The 19,312-nt window shown below is 58.7% G+C and carries 15 protein-coding genes; 5 read left to right on the top strand and 10 right to left on the bottom strand.

Annotated elements, in window-relative coordinates; all coding sequences use genetic code 11:
* Window positions 1-40 precede the first annotated feature (40 nt).
* Together ABH912_RS30700 and ABH912_RS30695 are read right to left on the bottom strand one after the other, a co-directional pair.
* Window positions 41-985 (bottom strand): FAD:protein FMN transferase, encoded by a 945-nt coding sequence (locus ABH912_RS30700; protein WP_429512587.1) that lies wholly within the window; start codon window positions 983-985, stop codon window positions 41-43.
* A 230-nt stretch (window positions 986-1,215) separates the two neighbouring features.
* Window positions 1,216-2,679 carry a glyceraldehyde-3-phosphate dehydrogenase gene (locus tag ABH912_RS30695; RefSeq protein ID WP_033061910.1) on the bottom strand — a complete coding sequence of 488 codons (1,464 nt, stop codon included), beginning with the start codon at window positions 2,677-2,679 and terminating at the stop codon, window positions 1,216-1,218.
* A 363-nt stretch (window positions 2,680-3,042) separates the two neighbouring features.
* On the opposite strand from ABH912_RS30695, the gene mfd reads away from it, so the two are divergent.
* From mfd to ABH912_RS30680, 3 genes are read left to right on the top strand one after another with little or no spacing between them, the layout of a single operon-like run.
* The gene (mfd, locus tag ABH912_RS30690; protein WP_033061911.1) at window positions 3,043-6,492 is read left to right on the top strand and encodes a transcription-repair coupling factor; all 3,450 of its coding nucleotides are present in this window, start codon (window positions 3,043-3,045) and stop codon (window positions 6,490-6,492) included.
* A 10-nt stretch (window positions 6,493-6,502) separates the two neighbouring features.
* Window positions 6,503-7,081, top strand: a complete 579-nt coding sequence (locus tag ABH912_RS30685) for a CsiV family protein (protein ID WP_033061912.1) — start codon at window positions 6,503-6,505, stop codon at window positions 7,079-7,081.
* Between the two features lie 10 nt (window positions 7,082-7,091).
* Window positions 7,092-9,785, top strand: coding sequence for a DEAD/DEAH box helicase (locus ABH912_RS30680; protein ID WP_429512585.1), 2,694 nt, complete (start codon window positions 7,092-7,094; stop codon window positions 9,783-9,785).
* A gap of 109 nt (window positions 9,786-9,894) precedes the next feature.
* Here ABH912_RS30680 and ABH912_RS30675 read toward each other — a convergent pair whose 3' ends face one another.
* The 3 genes from ABH912_RS30675 to ABH912_RS30665 all read right to left on the bottom strand — a co-directional run bounded on the left by ABH912_RS30675 (window position 9,895) and on the right by ABH912_RS30665 (window position 12,521).
* Window positions 9,895-10,632 (bottom strand): S-methyl-5'-thioinosine phosphorylase, encoded by a 738-nt coding sequence (locus ABH912_RS30675; RefSeq protein ID WP_429512583.1) that lies wholly within the window; start codon window positions 10,630-10,632, stop codon window positions 9,895-9,897.
* A gap of 12 nt (window positions 10,633-10,644) precedes the next feature.
* Entirely contained in the window at window positions 10,645-11,643 is a 999-nt protein-coding gene (nagZ, locus tag ABH912_RS30670; RefSeq protein ID WP_185753191.1) for a beta-N-acetylhexosaminidase, read from the bottom strand.
* Window positions 11,644-11,813: 170 nt separating this feature from the next.
* Window positions 11,814-12,521: a TetR/AcrR family transcriptional regulator gene (locus tag ABH912_RS30665; RefSeq protein ID WP_033061916.1), complete on the bottom strand. Its 708-nt coding sequence runs from the start codon at window positions 12,519-12,521 to the stop codon at window positions 11,814-11,816.
* A gap of 229 nt (window positions 12,522-12,750) precedes the next feature.
* On the opposite strand from ABH912_RS30665, the gene lexA reads away from it, so the two are divergent.
* Window positions 12,751-13,359 (top strand): transcriptional repressor LexA, encoded by a 609-nt coding sequence (lexA, locus tag ABH912_RS30660; RefSeq protein WP_007933171.1) that lies wholly within the window; start codon window positions 12,751-12,753, stop codon window positions 13,357-13,359.
* 10 nt (window positions 13,360-13,369) lie between these two features.
* The gene (gene sulA, locus ABH912_RS30655) at window positions 13,370-13,843 is read left to right on the top strand and encodes an SOS-induced cell division inhibitor SulA (protein WP_046055276.1); all 474 of its coding nucleotides are present in this window, start codon (window positions 13,370-13,372) and stop codon (window positions 13,841-13,843) included.
* A gap of 94 nt (window positions 13,844-13,937) precedes the next feature.
* On the opposite strand, the gene ABH912_RS30650 is transcribed toward sulA, so the two are convergent.
* From ABH912_RS30650 to topA, 5 genes are all read right to left on the bottom strand, one after another.
* Window positions 13,938-14,171, bottom strand: coding sequence for a hypothetical protein (locus ABH912_RS30650; RefSeq protein WP_033061920.1), 234 nt, complete (start codon window positions 14,169-14,171; stop codon window positions 13,938-13,940).
* A 145-nt stretch (window positions 14,172-14,316) separates the two neighbouring features.
* On the bottom strand, window positions 14,317-14,874 hold the full coding sequence (locus ABH912_RS30645) for a LemA family protein (protein ID WP_429512581.1): 558 nt from the start codon (window positions 14,872-14,874) through the stop codon (window positions 14,317-14,319).
* 3 nt (window positions 14,875-14,877) lie between these two features.
* Window positions 14,878-15,912, bottom strand: coding sequence for a hypothetical protein (locus ABH912_RS30640; protein ID WP_429512579.1), 1,035 nt, complete (start codon window positions 15,910-15,912; stop codon window positions 14,878-14,880).
* A 52-nt stretch (window positions 15,913-15,964) separates the two neighbouring features.
* Entirely contained in the window at window positions 15,965-16,489 is a 525-nt protein-coding gene (locus ABH912_RS30635; RefSeq protein ID WP_033061922.1) for a DUF6586 family protein, read from the bottom strand.
* A 141-nt stretch (window positions 16,490-16,630) separates the two neighbouring features.
* Window positions 16,631-19,264 carry a type I DNA topoisomerase gene (gene topA / locus ABH912_RS30630; protein WP_033061924.1) on the bottom strand — a complete coding sequence of 878 codons (2,634 nt, stop codon included), beginning with the start codon at window positions 19,262-19,264 and terminating at the stop codon, window positions 16,631-16,633.
* Between the last annotated feature and the right edge of the window lie 48 nt (window positions 19,265-19,312).

Genomic DNA, 19,312 nt, shown 5'->3' with positions numbered 1-19,312 from the left:
TGCACTACAACGCCAGTCTTTGCGGCTTGAATCGCCCTGATCACTCGGTTTTTCCGCCGCTCAGGCGCTCAAAAGCCTGCGTGGTTCGTGTGACGAAACCTGTATCGGCACGAATCACAAAGAATGCACCGATGTCATGCGCTTGGGCATAGTCCCAACCCCTTTCGGGCCCCAGAATCAGCAACAGCGTCGATAAGCCATCGGCCATCAACGCTGAAGGATGAATCACCGTGACTGACGCCAGGGTGTGTAGGACCGGCGCCCCGGTGCGGGCATCGAAGGTGTGGGAATAACGCCGACCGTCTTGCTCGAAATAGTTGCGGTAGTCGCCGGAAGTGGAAACGCCATAGCCGTCGACGGCGATGATGCGTTCCGCCACTTGCTGGTCGTCGCGGGGTTCTTCCAGAGCGACGTGCCACGGCGAACCGTCGAGTTTTTTGCCGGCGGCCTTGAGTTCGCCAGTGGCTTCGGCGAGGTAGTTGCGGATGCCCATTGCTTCGAGTTTTGCGGCAATCGTGTCGACTGCGTAACCGGCGGCGATGCTGTTGAAGTCGACCTCGACCGCGGCGTCCTTGCACAGCTGATCGCCGTCGATATGCAGGTGCTGGTAACCGACTCGCTGCCTGACTTCGGCCAGTGCCTGGGCGGCGGGGACTTTCTCATTACGAGCCTGCGGACCGAAGCCCCAGAGGTTGAGCAGCGGTTCCACCGTCAGGTCGTAGGAGCCTTCGCTTTGCTCAGACAGACGCTCACCGACACGCACCAGTTTGAGGATCGGCGCAGGCATTTTCTGACAGCGGTTGGCGGGCAGATCGTTGAAGCGTTCGATGTCGGAGTCGCTGCGGTAAGTCGACATTTGTTGATCGACTTCAGCAAGGATTTTTTCGACCTGGACACGGACCTCGGTCGGGGCGGGAAGCCCGGTATGGCGCAGGTACTTGATCGAATACGTGCTGCCCATGGTCGGGCCGCCGAAGCTTTCCATGGAATCGCCGTTGTCACAGCCTGAAAGGACGCCGAACAGAAAAAATAAAACGCATTGCCACCTATTCAACAATTCCCATCCTCCCCTGGCATTCCCTGACACAACGCCAAAGCCAACCATTATGCGCCCACAGGTAAAAAAGATCGTTCCCACGCTCTGCGCAAGAACGATCACTGCACAAACAAAAACGCCCCGACCAAAGTCGGGGCGTTCTCATGTGCAGCTAACGCTTAGCGCGGGAATGCAGGCGGGTTTACACCGGCCATGTCTTCCATCACGCGAACCACCTGGCAGCTGTAACCGAATTCGTTGTCGTACCAAACGTACAGAACAACGCGGTTGTCTTGGCTGATGGTTGCTTCAGCGTCTACCACGCCTGCGTGGCGCGAGCCAACGAAGTCGGTGGAAACCACTTCCTGCGAATTGACGTAGTCGATTTGCTTATGCAGATCGGAGTGCAGCGCCATGTAGCGCAGGTACTCGTTCATCTCTTCACGGGTAGCGGCTTTCTCAAGGTTCAGGTTGAGAATGGCCATCGACACGTTAGGCGTCGGAACGCGGATCGCGTTACCGGTCAGCTTGCCGGCCAGCTCAGGCAAAGCCTTGGCAGCAGCGGTGGCAGCACCGGTCTCGGTGATAACCATGTTCAACGCGGCGCTACGACCACGGCGATCGCCTTTATGGAAGTTGTCGATCAGGTTCTGGTCGTTGGTGTACGAGTGAACTGTTTCAACGTGACCATTGATGATGCCGAACTTGTCGTTGACGGCTTTGAGCACCGGCACGATGGCGTTGGTGGTGCAGGAAGCGGCGGAAACGATCTTGTCATCAGCGGTGATTTCACCGTGGTTGATGCCGTGAACGATGTTCTTCAGCTTGCCTTTGCCAGGCGCGGTCAGAACAACGCGATCGATACCCGGGCAAGCCAGGTGCTGGCCCAGACCGTCGGCGTCACGCCATACACCGGTGTTGTCCACCAGCAGCGCGTCTTTGATGCCGTACTGGGTGTAGTCCACTTCAGTCGGGTTCTTCGCGTAGATAACCTGGATCAGGTTGCCGTTGGCGGTGATGGTGTTGTTGGCTTCATCAATGGTGATGGTGCCATTGAACGAACCGTGCACCGAGTCGCGACGCAGCAGGCTGGCACGCTTGACCAGATCGTTCTCGGCGCCCTTGCGGACAACGATGGCACGCAGACGCAGGCCGTCGCCACCACCGGTTTTCTCGATCAGGATGCGCGCCAGCAGACGGCCGATACGACCGAAGCCGTACAGAACAACGTCGGTGCCTTTGCGGGCGGAAACATTTTGCTGACCAACGACGTCAGCCAGTTCTTCACGGACGAACTGCTCGGCGGTGCGGCCATTGCCTTCAGCCTTGAACTTGACTGCAAGCTTGCCCAGATCTACCGAGGCAGCGCCGAGCTTGAGTTCGCTCATTGCCTTGAGCAGCGGGAATGTTTCGTGGACGGACAATTCGCTGTCATCGGACTGGCGATGGCGAGCAAAGCGGTGAGCTTTGAGAATCGCGATGACAGACTGGTTGATCAGACTGCGGCCATAGATCGAGCTCACCACGTTGTTATTGCGGTAGAGCTGACCGATAAGCGGAATCATCGCTTCTGCGAGTGCTTCACGGTCGATCCATTCACCAAGACACTGGTCGGGCTTCTGAGTCACGGGAACCTTCCACATGTAGGGGCAGAAAAAAGGGGCTACATTATGCCGCCGAGTGCCTCCCGTAGCAATGCGCGCCTGTCGCGCGGTCAGTAACAAATTCCGCTTCAAAAAAATGACGCACGGCTCAAGCCCAATAAAACCGTGGCCTGCAGCGAAGTCGTTTTTTTGGAGACAACGCTGTCTTGTCTGTAACCCTCCGTAACACTAGACCGTTTTGCCACTACATATTCAGCCTTTTTTACTAAAAAACAGGCCGATTTTGTCTTTACCACTACATTTCGCCCAACCTGCGTAATAGACACAGTCTGCAACTGACAGGCGGCACCCGGGACCGCTACAATTACCGACTTTGTCGCAACGCTTGGAGCTCAACCTTCCGTGCCCGTTCTGCGTCTACCGCTTCTCCCTGCCGCGGCAGGTAAACAGCACTGGGGCAACCTACCCGGTGCCGCCCTGAGCCTGGCCATTGCCGAGGCTGCCAGCGCTGCCAAGCGCTTCACCCTGCTACTGACTGCCGACAGCCAAAGTGCCGAACGGCTGGAACAGGAGCTGAGTTTCTTCGCCCCGGATTTGCCGGTGCTGCATTTCCCGGACTGGGAAACCCTGCCCTACGATCTGTTTTCGCCGCACCAGGACATTATTTCCCAGCGAATCTCCGCGTTGTATCGATTGCCGGAGCTGAGTCATGGCGTTCTGGTCGTGCCGATCACCACTGCCCTGCATCGCCTGGCGCCGACCAAATTCCTGCTCGGCAGCAGCCTGGTGCTGGACATCGGCCAGAAGCTCGATGTCGAGCAAATGCGCACCCGGCTTGAGGCCAGCGGCTATCGCTACGTCGATACCGTCTATGAGCACGGCGAATTTACCGTGCGCGGCTCGTTGATCGATCTGTTCCCGATGGGCAGCAAACTGCCTTTCCGAATTGACCTGTTCGACGACGAAATCGAGACCCTTCGTACCTTCGATCCGGAAAACCAGCGCTCCATCGACAAGGTTGAAACGGTTCGTCTCCTGCCAGCGAGAGAGTTTCCGCTGCAAAAGGATGCGGTCACCCGCTTCAAGGCGCGCTTCCGTGAGCGTTTCGATGTCGACTTCCGTCGCTGCCCGATCTTCCAGGACTTGAGCAGCGGGATTACACCGGCCGGTATCGAGTACTACCTGCCGCTGTTCTTCGACGAAACCTCCACGCTGTTCGATTACCTGCCGCAGGACACGCAAGTGTTTTCCCTGCCCGGCATCGAACAGGCGGCGGAAAACTTCTGGAACGACGTGCGCAATCGCTATGAAGAGCGCCGCGTCGATCCGGCCCGTCCTTTATTGCCGCCGGCTGAACTGTTCCTGCCGGTGGAAGATTGCTTTGCACGGCTGAAGAACTGGCCGCGCGTGGTCGCCAGCCAACAGGACGTAGAGACCGGCGTTGGCCGCGAGCGCTTCCCCGCTCGGGAGCTGCCGAACCTGGCCATCGAAGCCAAAGCCACCCAACCGTTGGCGGCGCTGGCGGGTTTCCTCGACGAGTTCCCCGGTCGCGTGCTGTTTACTGCCGAGTCCGCGGGCCGTCGTGAAGTGCTGCTGGAATTGCTGGAACGCTTGAAGCTGCGTCCGAAAACCGTCGACAGCTGGCCAGACTTCATCGCGAGCAAGGAGCGCCTGGCGATCACCATCGCGCCGCTCGACGAAGGATTGGTACTCGACGATCCGGCCCTGGCCCTGGTCGCCGAAAGCCCGTTGTTCGGTCAGCGTGTGATGCAGCGCCGTCGCCGCGAGAAACGCGCCGACGCCAACAACGATGCCGTGATCAAAAACCTCACCGAGCTGCGCGAAGGCGCACCGGTGGTGCACATCGATCACGGTGTCGGTCGCTATCTAGGGCTGACGATTCTGGAAATCGACAGTCAGGCCGCCGAATTCCTGACCCTCGAATACGCCGAAAACGCCAAGCTTTACGTGCCGGTGGCCAACCTGCATCTGATCGCCCGTTACACCGGCAGCGACGATGCCCTGGCCCCGCTGCACCGCCTGGGCTCCGAGACCTGGCAGAAAGCCAAACGCAAAGCTGCCGAACAAGTACGCGACGTGGCCGCCGAGTTGCTCGACATCTATGCCCGTCGCGCCGCTCGCGAAGGTTATGCATTCGCCGACCCGAAAGCCGATTACGCGACCTTCAGCGCGGGCTTCCCGTTCGAAGAAACCCCGGACCAGCAAACCACCATCGACGCCGTGCGCACCGACATGCTCGCGCCGAAACCGATGGACCGCCTGGTCTGCGGCGACGTTGGTTTCGGCAAGACCGAAGTGGCGATGCGCGCAGCGTTCATCGCGGTGCATGGTGGTCGTCAAGTAGCGATTCTGGTGCCGACCACCCTGCTCGCCCAGCAGCATTACAACAGCTTCCGCGACCGCTTCGCCGACTGGCCGGTGAGCGTGGAAGTGATGAGCCGCTTCAAGTCGACCAAAGAAGTCAACGCTGCGGTCGCGGATCTGGCCGAAGGCAAGATCGACATCGTCATCGGTACGCACAAGTTGCTGTCCGACGATGTAAAAATCAAAAACCTGGGGCTGGTGATCATCGACGAAGAACACCGTTTCGGTGTCCGTCAGAAGGAACAGCTCAAGGCCCTGCGCAGTGAAGTCGACATCCTCACCCTGACCGCCACGCCGATTCCGCGCACGCTGAACATGGCGGTGTCGGGCATGCGCGACCTGTCGATCATCGCCACGCCGCCGGCGCGTCGCCTGTCGGTACGGACTTTCGTCATGGAGCAGAACAAGAGCACGGTCAAAGAGGCCTTGCTCCGTGAGCTGTTGCGTGGCGGTCAGGTCTATTACCTGCACAACGACGTGAAGACCATCGAGAAATGCGCCGCCGACCTCGCCGAACTGGTGCCGGAAGCACGGATCGGCATCGGCCACGGGCAGATGCGCGAACGCGATCTCGAACAAGTGATGAGCGACTTCTACCACAAGCGCTTCAACGTGCTGATCGCCTCGACCATCATCGAGACCGGCATCGACGTGCCGAGCGCCAACACCATCATCATCGAGCGCGCCGACAAGTTCGGCCTGGCGCAGCTGCACCAGTTGCGCGGCCGGGTCGGTCGCAGTCACCACCAGGCTTACGCTTATTTGCTGACGCCGCCGCGCCAGCAAATCACGCCTGACGCCGAAAAACGTCTGGAAGCGATCGCCAATACCCAGGACCTCGGCGCGGGCTTCGTGCTCGCCACCAACGACCTGGAAATCCGTGGCGCTGGCGAATTGCTCGGCGACGGGCAGAGCGGACAGATCCAGGCCGTCGGTTTCACGCTGTACATGGAAATGCTCGAGCGCGCGGTGAAGTCGATCCGCAAGGGCGAACAACCGAACCTCGATCAACCGCTCGGCGGTGGCCCTGAAGTCAACCTGCGAGTACCGGCGTTGATTCCCGAGGACTATCTGCCGGACGTGCATGCCCGACTGATTCTCTACAAACGCATTGCCTCGGCCACCGACGAGGAAGGCCTCAAGGACTTGCAGGTGGAGATGATCGATCGTTTCGGCCTGCTGCCGGAACCGACCAAGAACCTGATGCGCATTACCGCGCTGAAACTGCAGGCCGAGCTACTGGGCATCAAGAAAGTCGACGGTGGCCCGCAAGGCGGCCGAATCGAGTTCGCGACGCAAACCCCGGTCGACCCGCTGACGCTGATCAAACTGATTCAGAGCCAGCCCAAACGCTACAAATTCGAAGGCGCCACGATGTTTAAATTCCAGGTGCCGATGGAGCGCCCGGAAGAGCGCTTTAATACTGTGGAGGCGCTGTTTGAGCACCTCATTCCGAAAACTGCTTGAAGGACGCCGCATGCGCCTGTTTCGCTTTCTGACCTTGTTGCCAATGTTAATCACAGCACTGGTCACCCCTACGGCATTTGCCGATGACTTGTATCAGATTGAAATGATTCTGGTCCGCCAAAACGCCGTGCCCGCCATCGTCAGCCGCGCCGCGCCGGAAGACTGGGCGGCCGGTGCTCAGCCCATCAACCCCGACAGCCTGCGCACACCGAGCCTCAATGCTGAAGTGGAAAAACTCACCGCCAGCAATGAATACACGGTGTTGCTGCACAAGGCCTGGCAACAGAACCTTGGCGAAGAAGCCAGCAAAGTTGCGATCAGCGATGGCAAAGAACAGTTCGGCCAGTTCCCGATCGAGGGCACGCTGAGCATGAAACTGGGGCGGTTCACCGATGTGGATGCAGACTTCTGGGTCAACCAGATCGACGCCAACGGCATGGTCACCGCCAGCGAACGCATGAAGCAGGAAAGCCACACCAAGAACGGCCAGCTGAACTTCCTCGACAACGGCCACTTGGGCATGTTGATCAAGATCACCTCGCTGACTGCTCCTGCGCCTCGGCCAGTCCCCGATGAAATTCCGGACTGATTGAGTCCTTATGTCAGCGACCCTGAGCAAACCCCTGGCACCTTCCTGGGTCAGCCGATTCAAGGAACAGAGCCTGGAGCGTGGCCGTCGCTACGCTTTGGAGAACCGCGTCAGGATCGTCGAGGCCGGCGACGCCACGATCATTGCCGCCTGCGAGGGCTCTGGCGGTAACGTTTACCGTCAGACCATTCGCCTGCGCGAGTCAGCCAAAGCCACGTTGTTGATGATCGATGCCACCTGCACCTGCCCGGTCCACAGCAACTGCAAGCATTGCGCGGCGGTACTGCTGAAAGTGCAGGAAACCCTGGCTTACCCCGCCGCTGCGCAAGACGCTGAGCTACTCGAGAAACTTCAAGCCGTACTGGAAAACCGTAGCCCGAAGGCGCCGCCGCAAGTACTGGTGGATAACGTGCAACCGGTGCCGCGCTTGTGGCTGGCGAGCATCGAGTTCAGCGCCTTCGAACCGCGCAATGGCAAGATGCAGCGTTATATCCAGCATCGCGCGGCATTGTCTTTCAGCTATCTGGATGAATACGTTTCGGGGCAGAAGAACGCCGACATTCTGATTCGTCAGGAGACGCAAACGTTACGGATAAAACGCCACCCGGAAGTCGAACAGACCTACCGGGAGCAGCTGCGAATCCTCGGCTTCAAAATTGCTACCCGGCAAAGCAAGGCCTTGCCGGAAAGCGCTGGTGAGCTCTTCGAGATGGTCAACGACAGCGCCTGGCTGACCTTCACCCTCAATGAACTGCCGAAGCTGCGCACCCAGGGTTGGGAGTTGCAGATCGACGAAGACTTCGGTTTCGACCTGACTGCCGTGGACGATTGGTACGCCACCGTCGAACAGGCACCGGAGCGCGACTGGTTCGATCTGGAGCTGGGAATCATCGTCAACGGCGAACGGCTAAGCCTGCTGCCGATCCTGTTGAACCTGATGCGCTCTCACACCGAGATCCTCAACCCGGAACGCCTTGCACGACGTCGCGACGACGAGTTGATCCTGGTGAACATTCCCAATCGCCCGAACTCCGAGTACGGCCCGCTGCAGGTCGCCCTGCCCTTCGGCCGATTGAAACCAGTGTTGGCGACCCTCGGCGAGTTCTACCTGCAAGGGCCCGGCGAAACGACGCTGCGTTTGAGCAAGGCCGATGCCACGCGACTGAATCCGCTGGAAGACCTGCCGCTGCTCTGGGAGGGCGGCGAGCAAATTCGCACCTTTGCCCAGCGGCTGCGGGACATCAAGGACTTCACCGCGACCGCACCGGAAGGTCTGAACGCGACCTTGCGCCCCTATCAGCTGGAAGGCTTGAGCTGGATGCAGTCGCTGCGACAACTGGAAGTCGGCGGGATTCTCGCGGACGACATGGGTCTGGGCAAAACCCTACAGACCCTGGCGCACATTCTTAGTGAGAAGAACGCCGGACGCCTCGATCGGCCGTGCATGGTGGTGATGCCCACCAGCCTGATCCCCAACTGGCTGGATGAAGCGGCGCACTTCACACCGCAACTCAAAGTGCTGGCGCTGTACGGTGCCAGTCGCAAAAAGCATTTCGACACGCTGGCCGATTACGACCTGATCCTGACCACCTATGCGCTGCTGCCCAAGGACGTCGAACGTCTCGCCGCGCAGCCTCTGCACGTGTTGGTTCTGGACGAGGCGCAATACATCAAGAACCCCAACAGCAAGGCCGCCCACGCTGCCCGCGAGTTGAATGCTCGTCAGCGTCTGTGCCTGAGCGGCACGCCGCTGGAAAACCACTTGGGCGAGCTGTGGTCGCTGTTTCACTTCCTGCTACCCGGCTGGCTAGGTGACGTGAAAAGCTTCAATCGCGATTACCGCGTGCCGATCGAAAAACGCGCCAGCGAAGTGCGACTTCAGCACCTCAACGGCCGGATAAAACCGTTCCTGCTGCGTCGAACCAAGGAACAAGTGGCGACCGAGTTGCCGCCGAAAACCGAAATCATCCATTGGGTCGAGCTCAACGAAGCCCAGCGCGACGTGTACGAAACCATGCGCCTGGCGATGGACAAGAAAGTCCGCGACGAGATCACCCGCAAGGGCGTGGCACGCAGCCAGATCATCATTCTTGAGGCGCTGCTGAAACTTCGTCAGGTGTGCTGCGATTTGCGCCTGGTCAACGATGCCACCCTGCCCACTCGCGGCAGCACGTCGGGCAAGCTCGACAGCCTGATGGAAATGCTTGAGGAATTGTTCGATGAAGGTCGGCGGATTCTGTTGTTCTCGCAGTTCACTTCAATGTTGTCGCTGATTGAAGATGAGCTGAAAAAACGCGGAGTCGATTATGCGTTGCTGACCGGGCAGACCCGCGACCGGCGCGCCCCGGTCAAAGACTTCCAGAGCGGCAAGCGTCAGATCTTTCTGATCAGCCTGAAGGCGGGTGGCGTCGGCCTGAACCTGACCGAAGCCGATACGGTGATTCACTACGATCCGTGGTGGAATCCGGCGACGGAAAATCAGGCCACTGACCGGGCGTATCGCATTGGTCAGGAGAAACCGGTGTTCGTCTACAAGATGATTGCCAGGGGCACGGTGGAGGAGAAGATTCAGCTTCTGCAGAAGGAAAAATCCGACTTGGCAGCTGGCGTGCTGGATGGGCGCAAAACCGGGGACTGGAAACTGCAGAGTGATGATATTGAAGCGTTGTTTGCGCCGCTGCCGGACAAGCTGGAAAAGCGCTGAAATCCAAGACGCCAGATGAATTGCTATCGCGGGCAAGCCCGCTCCCACAGGTGATCACTGTACCTGTGGGAGCGTGGCTTGCCCGCGATGGTGTCAACTCGGTACAGGCTCAACCCTTGAGCACCCGAGCCAACGTCGATTTCACCTTGCCCATCCCGTCATGCAGCGCTTGCTCGATCTCGGCCATGGTGATCACTGCCGTCGACTTGCCCGCCGCCGGGTTTACTACCAGCGCCAGACAGGCGTAATCCAGTCCCAGCTCGCGAGCCAATGCCGCTTCCGGCATCCCGGTCATACCCACGATGTCGCATCCGTCGCGCTCCAGCCTGGCGATTTCAGCGGCGGTTTCCAGACGCGGCCCTTGAGTGCAGGCGTACACGCCTTGGCTGCTGTAGCCGACACCTTCGGCCGCCAGCGCCGCGATCAACTGCTGACGCAGTGGCTCGCTGTACGGGTAGCTGAAGTCGATGTGTGTGACCTGCTGCAGATCATCGGCGAAATAGGTGTGTTCGCGACCACTGGTGTAGTCGATCAGCTGATGCGGCACGCAGAAATGTCCGGTACCCATCGCGGAATGAATCCCACCCACGGCGTTGACCGCGAGAATCGCTTCGGCGCCAGCCTGTTTCAGTGCCCAGAGGTTGGCGCGGTAGTTCACCTGATGCGGCGGGTAACGGTGAGGATGACCGTGGCGCGCAAGGAACAGCACTTCCTTGCCGGCGTACTCGCCAATCTGCACTTCAGCCGAAGGCGCGCCATACGGCGTCTCCACCGCCAATGATTGACGAATGCTCAGGCCTTCGAGTTGAGTCAGGCCGGTTCCACCGATAATCGCGTAAACCGTCATAACGAAAAGTCCTCAATCAATCAGTTGAGCTTCTTTGAGCGCGCCGACAGCTGCCAGCCAGCGCGGGTCTTGACGGTATTCAGTGCTGGCGTACGACTGGCCGCGCATCCGCGCGATGCGCTCGGACGGCTTGACCTTCAGACGCTGGGCGGCGCTCAGGGCCAATTCAGCGGCCGCGCGATCGTTGCACACCAGACCCATGTCGCAACCGGCCGTCAGCGCCGCTTCGATACGGCTGGCCGCATCGCCGACCACATGAGCGCCGGCCATGGACAGGTCATCGCTGAAGATCACGCCGTCAAATTGTAGCTCGCCACGCAGGATGTCCTGCAACCAGCGGCGGGAGAAGCCGGCGGGCTGGGAATCGACTTGTGGATAGATAACGTGGGCCGGCATGACAGCGGCCAGTTGCTTGCTCAATCGGGTAAACGGCACCAGGTCATTGGCGCGGATTTCATCGAGACTGCGCTCATCAACAGGGATCGCAACGTGGGAATCGGCCTCGGCCCAGCCGTGACCGGGAAAGTGCTTGCCGGTGGCGGCCATGCCGGCGCTGTTCATGCCGCGAATGAAGGCACCCGCCAGCAACGCTGCACGCTCGGGATCACCTTCAAATGAACGGGTGCCGACCACGGCGCTGCGCTGGAAGTCGAGGTCCAGCACCGGAGCGAAACTCAGATCGAGGCCGACAGCCAGCACTTCAGTCGCCATGATCCAGCCGCACTGCTCGGCGAGGTACTCGGCATTCGGGTTGTCAGCGATGGCGCGCATGGCCGGCAGTCGTACGAAGCCCTGACGCAAGCGCTGAACCCGGCCGCCCTCCTGATCGACTGCCAGCAGCAGATCGGGGCGAATGGCACGGATTGCGGCGCTCAACTCGCGCACCTGGCGCGGGTGTTCGATATTGCGGGCGAAAATGATCAGGCCGCCCACTTCGGGTTGGCGCAACAATTGGCGATCTTCAGCCGTCAGCCAGGTACCGGCGACGTCCACCATCAACGAGCCTTGCAGGCCAGCAGTCATAGAGATTCCTTGATAACGAGATACCCGGCTCGCACGCAATCGCCGCCATGGGCAATGCCCGGCAGGTCGGCGATACAAATGGGGAGCGGGTTCAGAACGAGAGTCGGCATGGGCGGCTAGCTTAGCGGATGTAAGCTGCCGCGCCCACCCGTGCGCGGTTAAACCTTGGCGGCAACCGGGGTTGATTTGCTGCGCGGACGCAACTGCGCGGTGGCCATGGCCGCGTCGGTCACACCGGTTTCGGCGCGCATGCCCGCCGCCAGGAACGGCACCATCAGACGCATGACTTGCTCAATGGAGGTGTTAACGCCGAAGTCGGTCTCGGCAATTGCGCGCAGGGCCTTGATACCGGACATGCTGAACGCGGCGGCGCCGAGCATGAAGTGCACGCGCCAGAACAGCTCAATCGGCGGAATACGCGGCGCAGCTTCGTTGACCAGCATCATGTAGCGGCGGAATACCTTGCCGTACATGTCTTCCAGATAACGCCGCAAGTGCCCTTGGCTCTGACTGAAAGCCAGACCCAGCAAGCGCATGAAAATCGACAGATCGTTGCCGCTGCGTGGTTGCACCACCAGGGCTTGCTCGACGAGGATTTCCAGCAGCTCTTCAAGCGTCGGTTTGTTCTCCGGCTTGGCCTGACGCCGCTCCAGCTCTTTATCAAGGCTTAAACAGAACGGCCCGAGAAAACGCGAGAAAACTGCCTGGATCAGCGCCTTCTTCGAACCGAAGTGATAGTTCACCGCCGCCAGATTGACACCGGCCTTGCTGGTGATCAGACGCAATGAGGTTTCAGCAAAACCTTTTTCCGCGAACAATTGCTCGGCAGCATCAAGAATGCGTTCAACGGTTTCCGACTGGGCCATGGCTACTCCGCCTGACAAACACTTGTTTGAAACATACGTTTCAGCCCAGGCCTTGTCAAGCCTGACGGTTCGTTTTGGGAATGGTCGGTCACCTATTTAACCATACAACTCTCAAGCGCGAATCAGCAGGCTCATCGACCGTCTGGCGGCCGGCAAAAAAAGGAGCATTGCCAAGACCGTTCCACTGTATATAATCCCAGTCACTGTATAAAAAGACAGAGCGATCAATATGCTAAAGCTGACGCCACGCCAAGCAGAGATTCTGGCCTTCATCAAACGCTGCCTCGAAGACAACGGATACCCGCCCACCCGCGCGGAAATCGCTCAGGAACTGGGCTTCAAGTCGCCCAATGCGGCGGAAGAACACCTCAAGGCGCTGGCCCGCAAGGGTGCGATCGAGATGACGCCCGGTGCTTCCCGTGGTATTCGCATCCCCGGCTTCGAAGCCAAGGCCGACGAGTCCACCCTGCCGATCATTGGCCGAGTGGCTGCCGGTGCTCCGATCCTCGCCCAACAGCACATCGAAGAGTCCTGCAACATCAACCCGTCGTTCTTCCATCCTCGCGCCGACTATCTGCTTCGGGTTCATGGCATGAGCATGAAGGATGTGGGCATTTTCGACGGTGACCTGCTGGCAGTGCACACCACCCGCGAAGCCCGCAACGGCCAGATCGTGGTCGCACGGATCGGCGATGAAGTGACCGTCAAGCGCTTCAAGCGCGATGGCAGCAAGGTCTGGTTGATTGCCGAAAACCCTGAATTCGCCCCTATCGAAGTGAACCTGAAAGATCAGGAACTGGTGATCGAAGGCTTGAGTGTCGGCGTCATTCGCCGCTAAAGGAGGCTTTATGCAGTTCCCACACACATCACAGCAAGCCCAACTGCCGTTGTTCGAGGCTTTCATGGTGCAGCCCTTGGCGCCGATCCTGAAAGACGTGGTCGAGTCACCCTGGAGCGCTGAGCCCGAAGTCTTCAGTGAGCTGTCGCTGCGTGGTGCAGCCGGGAATTGCCTGAACCTTCTTGCGCCGATTCTCAGGGAACTGAGCCAGGACCAGGACGCGCGCTGGCTGACGCTGATCGCTCCGCCCGCCAGCCTGACCCAGACCTGGTTGCGAGACGCCGGCCTTAACCGCGAACGCATCCTGCTGCTGCAACCACGCGGTACTCAGAGCGCTCAGCAGTTGACCTGCGAGGCCTTGCGCCTGGGTCGCAGCCACACGGTAGTCAGTTGGCTCAACCCATTGAGCACAACTTCACGGCAACAGTTGATCAGCGCCGCCCGGATCGGGGACGCACAAAGCCTGAATATTCGATTGGGTTAACTGACAAACAAAGCGCGCATTGAACAGCGCGGGGCTTCTCCAAGGATAGAGAAGCCAACCTGTAGCGATATCAGCAAAAAACCGACGGGCGGGATCAATGAAGAACCCGAGCCCCCTCGTCCGTATTGAAATCGCCTTCAACCAAGCGTCCGGCCATCTGAACACCGACGCTCAACATCGCTTTGGCGACTTCCACGTGCTGGCCCTGCAGGAACGCTTTGGCATCCTCGGAGAAATCCAAAGTAACCAGAGAACCCTCGTCCTCAGCCCTGCGCAGCTCAATACGGCCGTCTGGTAACTCGACGATTTCTAGAAAGGACGTTGGCATAAAGGTCTGTTCTCCACGAAAGGCGGGGATTATATAGGCATCGGCCAAGCTTCGCTCGGGATCTTGAGGAGCGGTAATCAACCAGCCGTTACAAAAAACCTTTTTGCGAACATTCCAGACCGACCGAGCCTGCTGTCCTGCACCTTTAAAAATTCGGCCTGTACTCAAATGCTGCGGAAGCCTGGGAGTCGGAAAATGGAACGATTACCGATTTTTTGTTGAGACAGCCATTAACAAAGGAGTTAGGAAACATCTGGATCGAGTTATTGAACACCTCTACCGCGCCATTGAAAATGGTAATGGCCGCACCGACGTTTTCTTGCTGCTCTGTGATTTCCCGCATGAAGTTGTTAACCAACTCATTGGCCTTGAGCTCTGGATAAGCTTCAAATGCCACGGTCAATCCCGCCAGCAATTCCCGTGTTCCCTTTTGCACCGGCTGTAGAGCGTCCCCGTTCGCCTCTTGTGGCAGCTTGCCGATGGCCGAGCGCAGACCCGTGATCTTTTCCAGCAGCGTACTTTCGTACTCCTTGAAACCCGCAACCTGCTGCTCAAGTAAATCGAGCACCCTGGTTTTCTGCCGCTCATAAACCAGGACATCGGCCCAGGCGCGCTGAGCGCGGTTATGTCGCCCAATGATTCGGTTGTAACAGGTCAAGAAGGTAATCCCGACTATCACCGCGATAATCAATAACAACCCCATCGTTTAATACTCCATGTTTTTTAAAGGTTTCGGGGAAAGCGCGAAGTTATCGTCATGAAATTCAGCCAGTCGGTGGACCCACGACAGCAAGAAGTCCAGACGAGGCAGGCGAATACCCGTTTCGACGAGCTGCTCAAAGGCCGGCAGATTTCTAATCCCCTCGGTTGCGTTTGGCGCAAGCAATCCAGCATCGCTGAAACTCAGGCACAGCCGCCCATGTTCCGAGAACTCCAGATTGACATCGCTCAATTGCTGAGCGAGTTGCAGTAGGTGCAGCACCGTCGCGGGCTTGGCAAAAACGGCACAGGCCATCTGGGTAATGCCTGTCAGGTGAAACGCGCTATTGAATTCACTGGATGCTGTATCCAGAGTCTCCTCAAGATCCACCCCCACATGCGTGTCGCCGCGCACGGCCACATTCTCGACCCACGGAAAATCCAGTACCAGGCTGTACCGGGCAAACTCGCGGTCAACCGTCTTGGTTTCAACCTTGGTACCGCCCGCCCCGTCTGGCACGGTGGTCTTGTAACTTTCGCGATCAACGTACTGCAAGTGCTGATAAGTGAAAGGCAACTCATGAACCGCGCCAAGGTAAGTACCTTGAACCGATTTCAAAATCTGTCGGCTGTAGGAGCCTCGATGGAAGTCCTTGAACTCCCCACCCAAGCTCTCCAGCACTTGCACATCCGGGCTGTACGACGCCCTTAACCCATAGGCGAGCATTGAAGATTTATGGATGATTTTTTTGGAAAGTGCGTCGATCACACCGGACCTGTGATCCATGACAAGCCAGCCACCCAATAGAAAAGCGATGCCCAGTACGACAAAAGGTACGAAAAGAACGGTGGCGGCAACAAATCCAAAACCGATATTGCGAAATAACCTGGGCGTGGCGTTATCGAACTCCAGAGGCGCACCAAAAGCGCTGAGCTGCTTTATCACCTCGAGCAGATCGGCGGCACTGGTGGCCGCTTCGACACGGGCGTCCGACTGTTCAATTAACTGACGCAGTTTTTTGTTGTGCAAAATGGAAGACATGCTTCATCCCTGAAGAGATCAATGTAACGCGGTGTCCGATGCGATTATGTGCTCAGCACTCGTTCAGGCCTTCGCGAAACCGAATCGCCAACCCTTTGAGGTTCTGGCGCCAGCTCTCCAGTTCTTCCCGGCTCAGCTCTTGTGACGCCTCTTCTTCATCCAGGTTAACGGCCAGGATCAGCGGCTGCGTCACGTCACCCTTAGGCTTGTGCGGCGCCCGTGGCGGCTGAAACAGTGCAGCATGGGCTGCAAGCAGTTTGGCCAGCCAGGTTTCCGGATTATTGGCCAACTCGACCATCTCGGCCATTTCCGGAATCGCGATAGTTTCAAGCACTTCGCGAGTTAGTAATAACTCGGCCCGAGGCGCATTGGCCTGAGGTAAGCGATAGAAACCGGCGATTTCATGGCACAGTCCCAGCAACGCACCGTACAGGTGAAACAAGGCTGACTCGCGTCCGGCCTGGATCAGCGCCAGGGAGTTCATCGCCCGCCCCTCTTCGGCTCTGGCGAGCGCTTCCAGCGACAGGCCGGCGAAGTAAATCTTCTGGTTGGTACGGGTATAGAGTTCGTGGGCCATGACGGCAGCCTCCACAACGAAATAATTGCTTCACGCAGGTCAGACAGTGTCGTGGATCATCCGAGTTCACCGCAAGCACAAAACAAAAAGGCCGCATGAAAACCTGAGGGTTGTCATGCGGCCTTTTCAGTACAGCACCTGTTAAGCCTTGGCGGTCTTCGCCGGGCGCTTGTCTTCAACCGTCCACTTGCCGCCATCGTAGTACGCTTTCCAGCCAGTCGGCTTACCGTCGACTTCAGTCTGTACGTACTGCTCTTTGGTTTTACGGCTGTAACGGATCACAGCAGGCAGACCGTCCGGATCTTTCTTCGGTGCTTCGCAGAGGAAGTGGTACTTCGGATCGATCTCATCCTTGTGCGGCACAATTTCCATGACCAGCGGAGCACGCGTCTCGCGGTTTTTCGGGAATTGACTGGCCGCCAGGAACAGGCCGGAAGCACCGTCGCGCAGGATGTAAGTGTCGTTGACCTTTTCGCATTTCAGCTCAGGCATCTTCACCGGATCCATCTTCGGCGGCGCTGCATCACCGCTTTTCAGCAGTTTGCGGGTGTTCTTGCACGTCGCATTAGTACAACCGAAGAACTTGCCGAAACGGCCGGTTTTGAGCTGCATCTCGCTGCCGCACTTGTCGCATTCCAGGCTCGGACCTTCGTAGCCCTTGATGCGGTAGCTGCCTTCTTCGATTTCGTAACCGTCGCAATCCGGGTTGTTACCGCAGATGTGCAGCTTGCGCTTCTCATCCAGCAGGTAAGCGTCCATCGCCGTGCTGCAGATCGGGCAGCGATGCTTGCCACGCAGGACCAGGGACTCCGACTCACCCTCGTCGTCCGCCGCGATTTCGTCGCCCGGCACCAGGTTGACCGTGGCCTTGCAGCGCTCTTTCGGTGGCAGGCTGTAGCCCGAGCAGCCGAGGAACACGCCGGTCGAGGCGGTACGAATCTGCATCGGACGACCGCATAGCACACACGGAATATCAGTCATCACCGGTTGGTTGGCGCGCATGCCGCCTTCGGCGCTTTCGGCTACTTCGAGTTTCTTCTTGAAGTCGCCGTAGAACTCGTCGAGCACGTTTTTCCAGTCGCGCTCGCCCTGAGCCACGTCATCGAGGTTCTCTTCCATGCCGGCGGTGAAGCCGTAGTCCATCAGATTGGAGAAACTCTCGGCCAGACGTTCGGTAACGATGTCGCCCATCTTTTCCGAGTAGAAACGACGGTTGTGCAGCGCTACGTAGCCACGATCCTGGATGGTCGAAATGATCGCCGCATAGGTCGAAGGACGACCGATGCCGCGTTTTTCCATTTCTTTAACCAGGCTCGCTTCCGAGTAACGCGCTGGCGGCTTGGTGAAGTGCTGGGTCGGATCAAGCTTGATCAGCTTCATCGCGTCGCCCTGAGCCATGTCCGGCAGCACGTCGTCATCGCCTGGCTTGGCAATTTGCGGCATGACGCGGGTGTAACCGTCGAACTTCAGGATGCGGCCCTTGGCGCGCAACTCGAAGTCACCGGCACCGACGGTGACAGTGGTCGACAGGTATTGGGCCGGCAGCATCTGGCAAGCGAGGAACTGGCGCCAGATCAGCTCGTAGAGCCGCTCGGCATCACGCTCCATGCCCGACAGCTTGCTTGGCTCGGTGTTGGCGTCGGACGGACGAATCGCTTCGTGAGCCTCCTGTGCGCCTTCCTTGCTGCTGTAGACATTCGGGTTTTCCGGCAGGTACTTCTTGCCGAACTCGCCTTCAATATAAGTACGCGCCATCGTCACGGCATCGGCCGAGAGGTTGGTGGAGTCGGTACGCATGTAAGTGATGTAGCCGGCTTCGTACAGACGCTGGGCCATCATCATGGTTTTCTTCACGCCGAAGCCCAGGCGGTTACTCGCGGCCTGTTGCAGAGTGGACGTGATGAACGGTGCCGACGGCTTGCTGCTGGTCGGTTTGTCTTCGCGCTTGACGATGCTGTAGCTGGAAGCCTTGAGCTTCTCCAGCGCGGCCATGGCCTGGGCTTCGTTAAGCGGCTTGAAGGCTTCCCCTTTCTCGCGAGCGACATCAAAGCGCACGGTGGCGCCCTTGGCGGTGCCGAGGTCGGCGTGAACTTCCCAGTACTCTTCCGGGTTGAACGCGCGGATTTCACGCTCACGCTCAACCACCAGCTTCACGGCTACCGACTGCACGCGACCGGCGGACAGACCACGAGCCACTTTGGCCCACAGCAGTGGCGAAACCATGTAACCCACCACGCGGTCGAGGAAACGACGCGCCTGTTGGGCGTTTACTCGATCGATGTCCAGCTCGCCCGGTTTGGAGAAGGCTTCCTGGATCGCTTTCTTGGTGATTTCGTTGAACACCACGCGCTTGTAGCGGCTGTCATCACCACCGATGGCTTCGCGCAGGTGCCAGGCAATAGCTTCCCCCTCGCGATCCAAGTCGGTTGCGAGATAGATGGTGTCAGCATCTTTGGCGAGCCGGCGCAGCTCTTCGATGACCTTTTCCTTGCCAGGGAGGATCTCGTACTTGGCTTTCCAGCCATGATCGGGATCGACACCCATGCGCGAGACCAGCTGCTTGCGCGCCTTCTCTTTCGGCGTGAGCACCGGACCTTCACCCGCGGCGGCCTTGCCGCGCTTGGCGGCTGGCTCTTTGCTGGCGCTAGCCGAACCGCTGGTGGGCAGGTCTCGGATATGGCCGATACTCGACTTCACCACGTATTGGTTACCCAGATACTTGTTGATGGTCTTGGCCTTAGCCGGGGATTCCACAATGACCAGCGATTTGCCCATGGATCAGAAAATTCCTGAATTCTAGAAGTGAAAGGCGGTTGGCGCCTG

Source organism: Pseudomonas sp. BT76 TE3572 (genome assembly GCF_050435365.1).
GTDB classification, from domain to species: domain Bacteria; phylum Pseudomonadota; class Gammaproteobacteria; order Pseudomonadales; family Pseudomonadaceae; genus Aquipseudomonas; species Aquipseudomonas fluorescens_W.
Note: the sequence above shows the minus strand (reverse complement) of the source record. Positions and strands in the feature narration are given on the sequence as shown.

What these genes read in the sequence shown, in the direction of transcription:
- ABH912_RS30650 (WP_033061920.1), bottom strand. Translation starts at nt 14,171, where the DNA reads ATGCCAACGTCCTTTCTAGAAATCGTCGAGTTACCAGACGGCCGTATT.
- ABH912_RS30700 (WP_429512587.1), bottom strand. Translation starts at nt 985, where the DNA reads ATGGAAAGCTTCGGCGGCCCGACCATGGGCAGCACGTATTCGATCAAG.
- ABH912_RS30675 (WP_429512583.1), bottom strand. Translation starts at nt 10,632, where the DNA reads ATGACGGTTTACGCGATTATCGGTGGAACCGGCCTGACTCAACTCGAA.
- topA (WP_033061924.1), bottom strand. Translation starts at nt 19,264, where the DNA reads ATGGGCAAATCGCTGGTCATTGTGGAATCCCCGGCTAAGGCCAAGACC.
- ABH912_RS30665 (WP_033061916.1), bottom strand. Translation starts at nt 12,521, where the DNA reads ATGGCCCAGTCGGAAACCGTTGAACGCATTCTTGATGCTGCCGAGCAA.
- lexA (WP_007933171.1), top strand. Translation starts at nt 12,751, where the DNA reads ATGCTAAAGCTGACGCCACGCCAAGCAGAGATTCTGGCCTTCATCAAA.
- ABH912_RS30680 (WP_429512585.1), top strand. Translation starts at nt 7,092, where the DNA reads ATGTCAGCGACCCTGAGCAAACCCCTGGCACCTTCCTGGGTCAGCCGA.
- sulA (WP_046055276.1), top strand. Translation starts at nt 13,370, where the DNA reads ATGCAGTTCCCACACACATCACAGCAAGCCCAACTGCCGTTGTTCGAG.
- ABH912_RS30640 (WP_429512579.1), bottom strand. Translation starts at nt 15,912, where the DNA reads ATGTCTTCCATTTTGCACAACAAAAAACTGCGTCAGTTAATTGAACAG.
- ABH912_RS30635 (WP_033061922.1), bottom strand. Translation starts at nt 16,489, where the DNA reads ATGGCCCACGAACTCTATACCCGTACCAACCAGAAGATTTACTTCGCC.
- ABH912_RS30695 (WP_033061910.1), bottom strand. Translation starts at nt 2,679, where the DNA reads ATGTGGAAGGTTCCCGTGACTCAGAAGCCCGACCAGTGTCTTGGTGAA.
- ABH912_RS30685 (WP_033061912.1), top strand. Translation starts at nt 6,503, where the DNA reads ATGCGCCTGTTTCGCTTTCTGACCTTGTTGCCAATGTTAATCACAGCA.
- ABH912_RS30645 (WP_429512581.1), bottom strand. Translation starts at nt 14,874, where the DNA reads ATGGGGTTGTTATTGATTATCGCGGTGATAGTCGGGATTACCTTCTTG.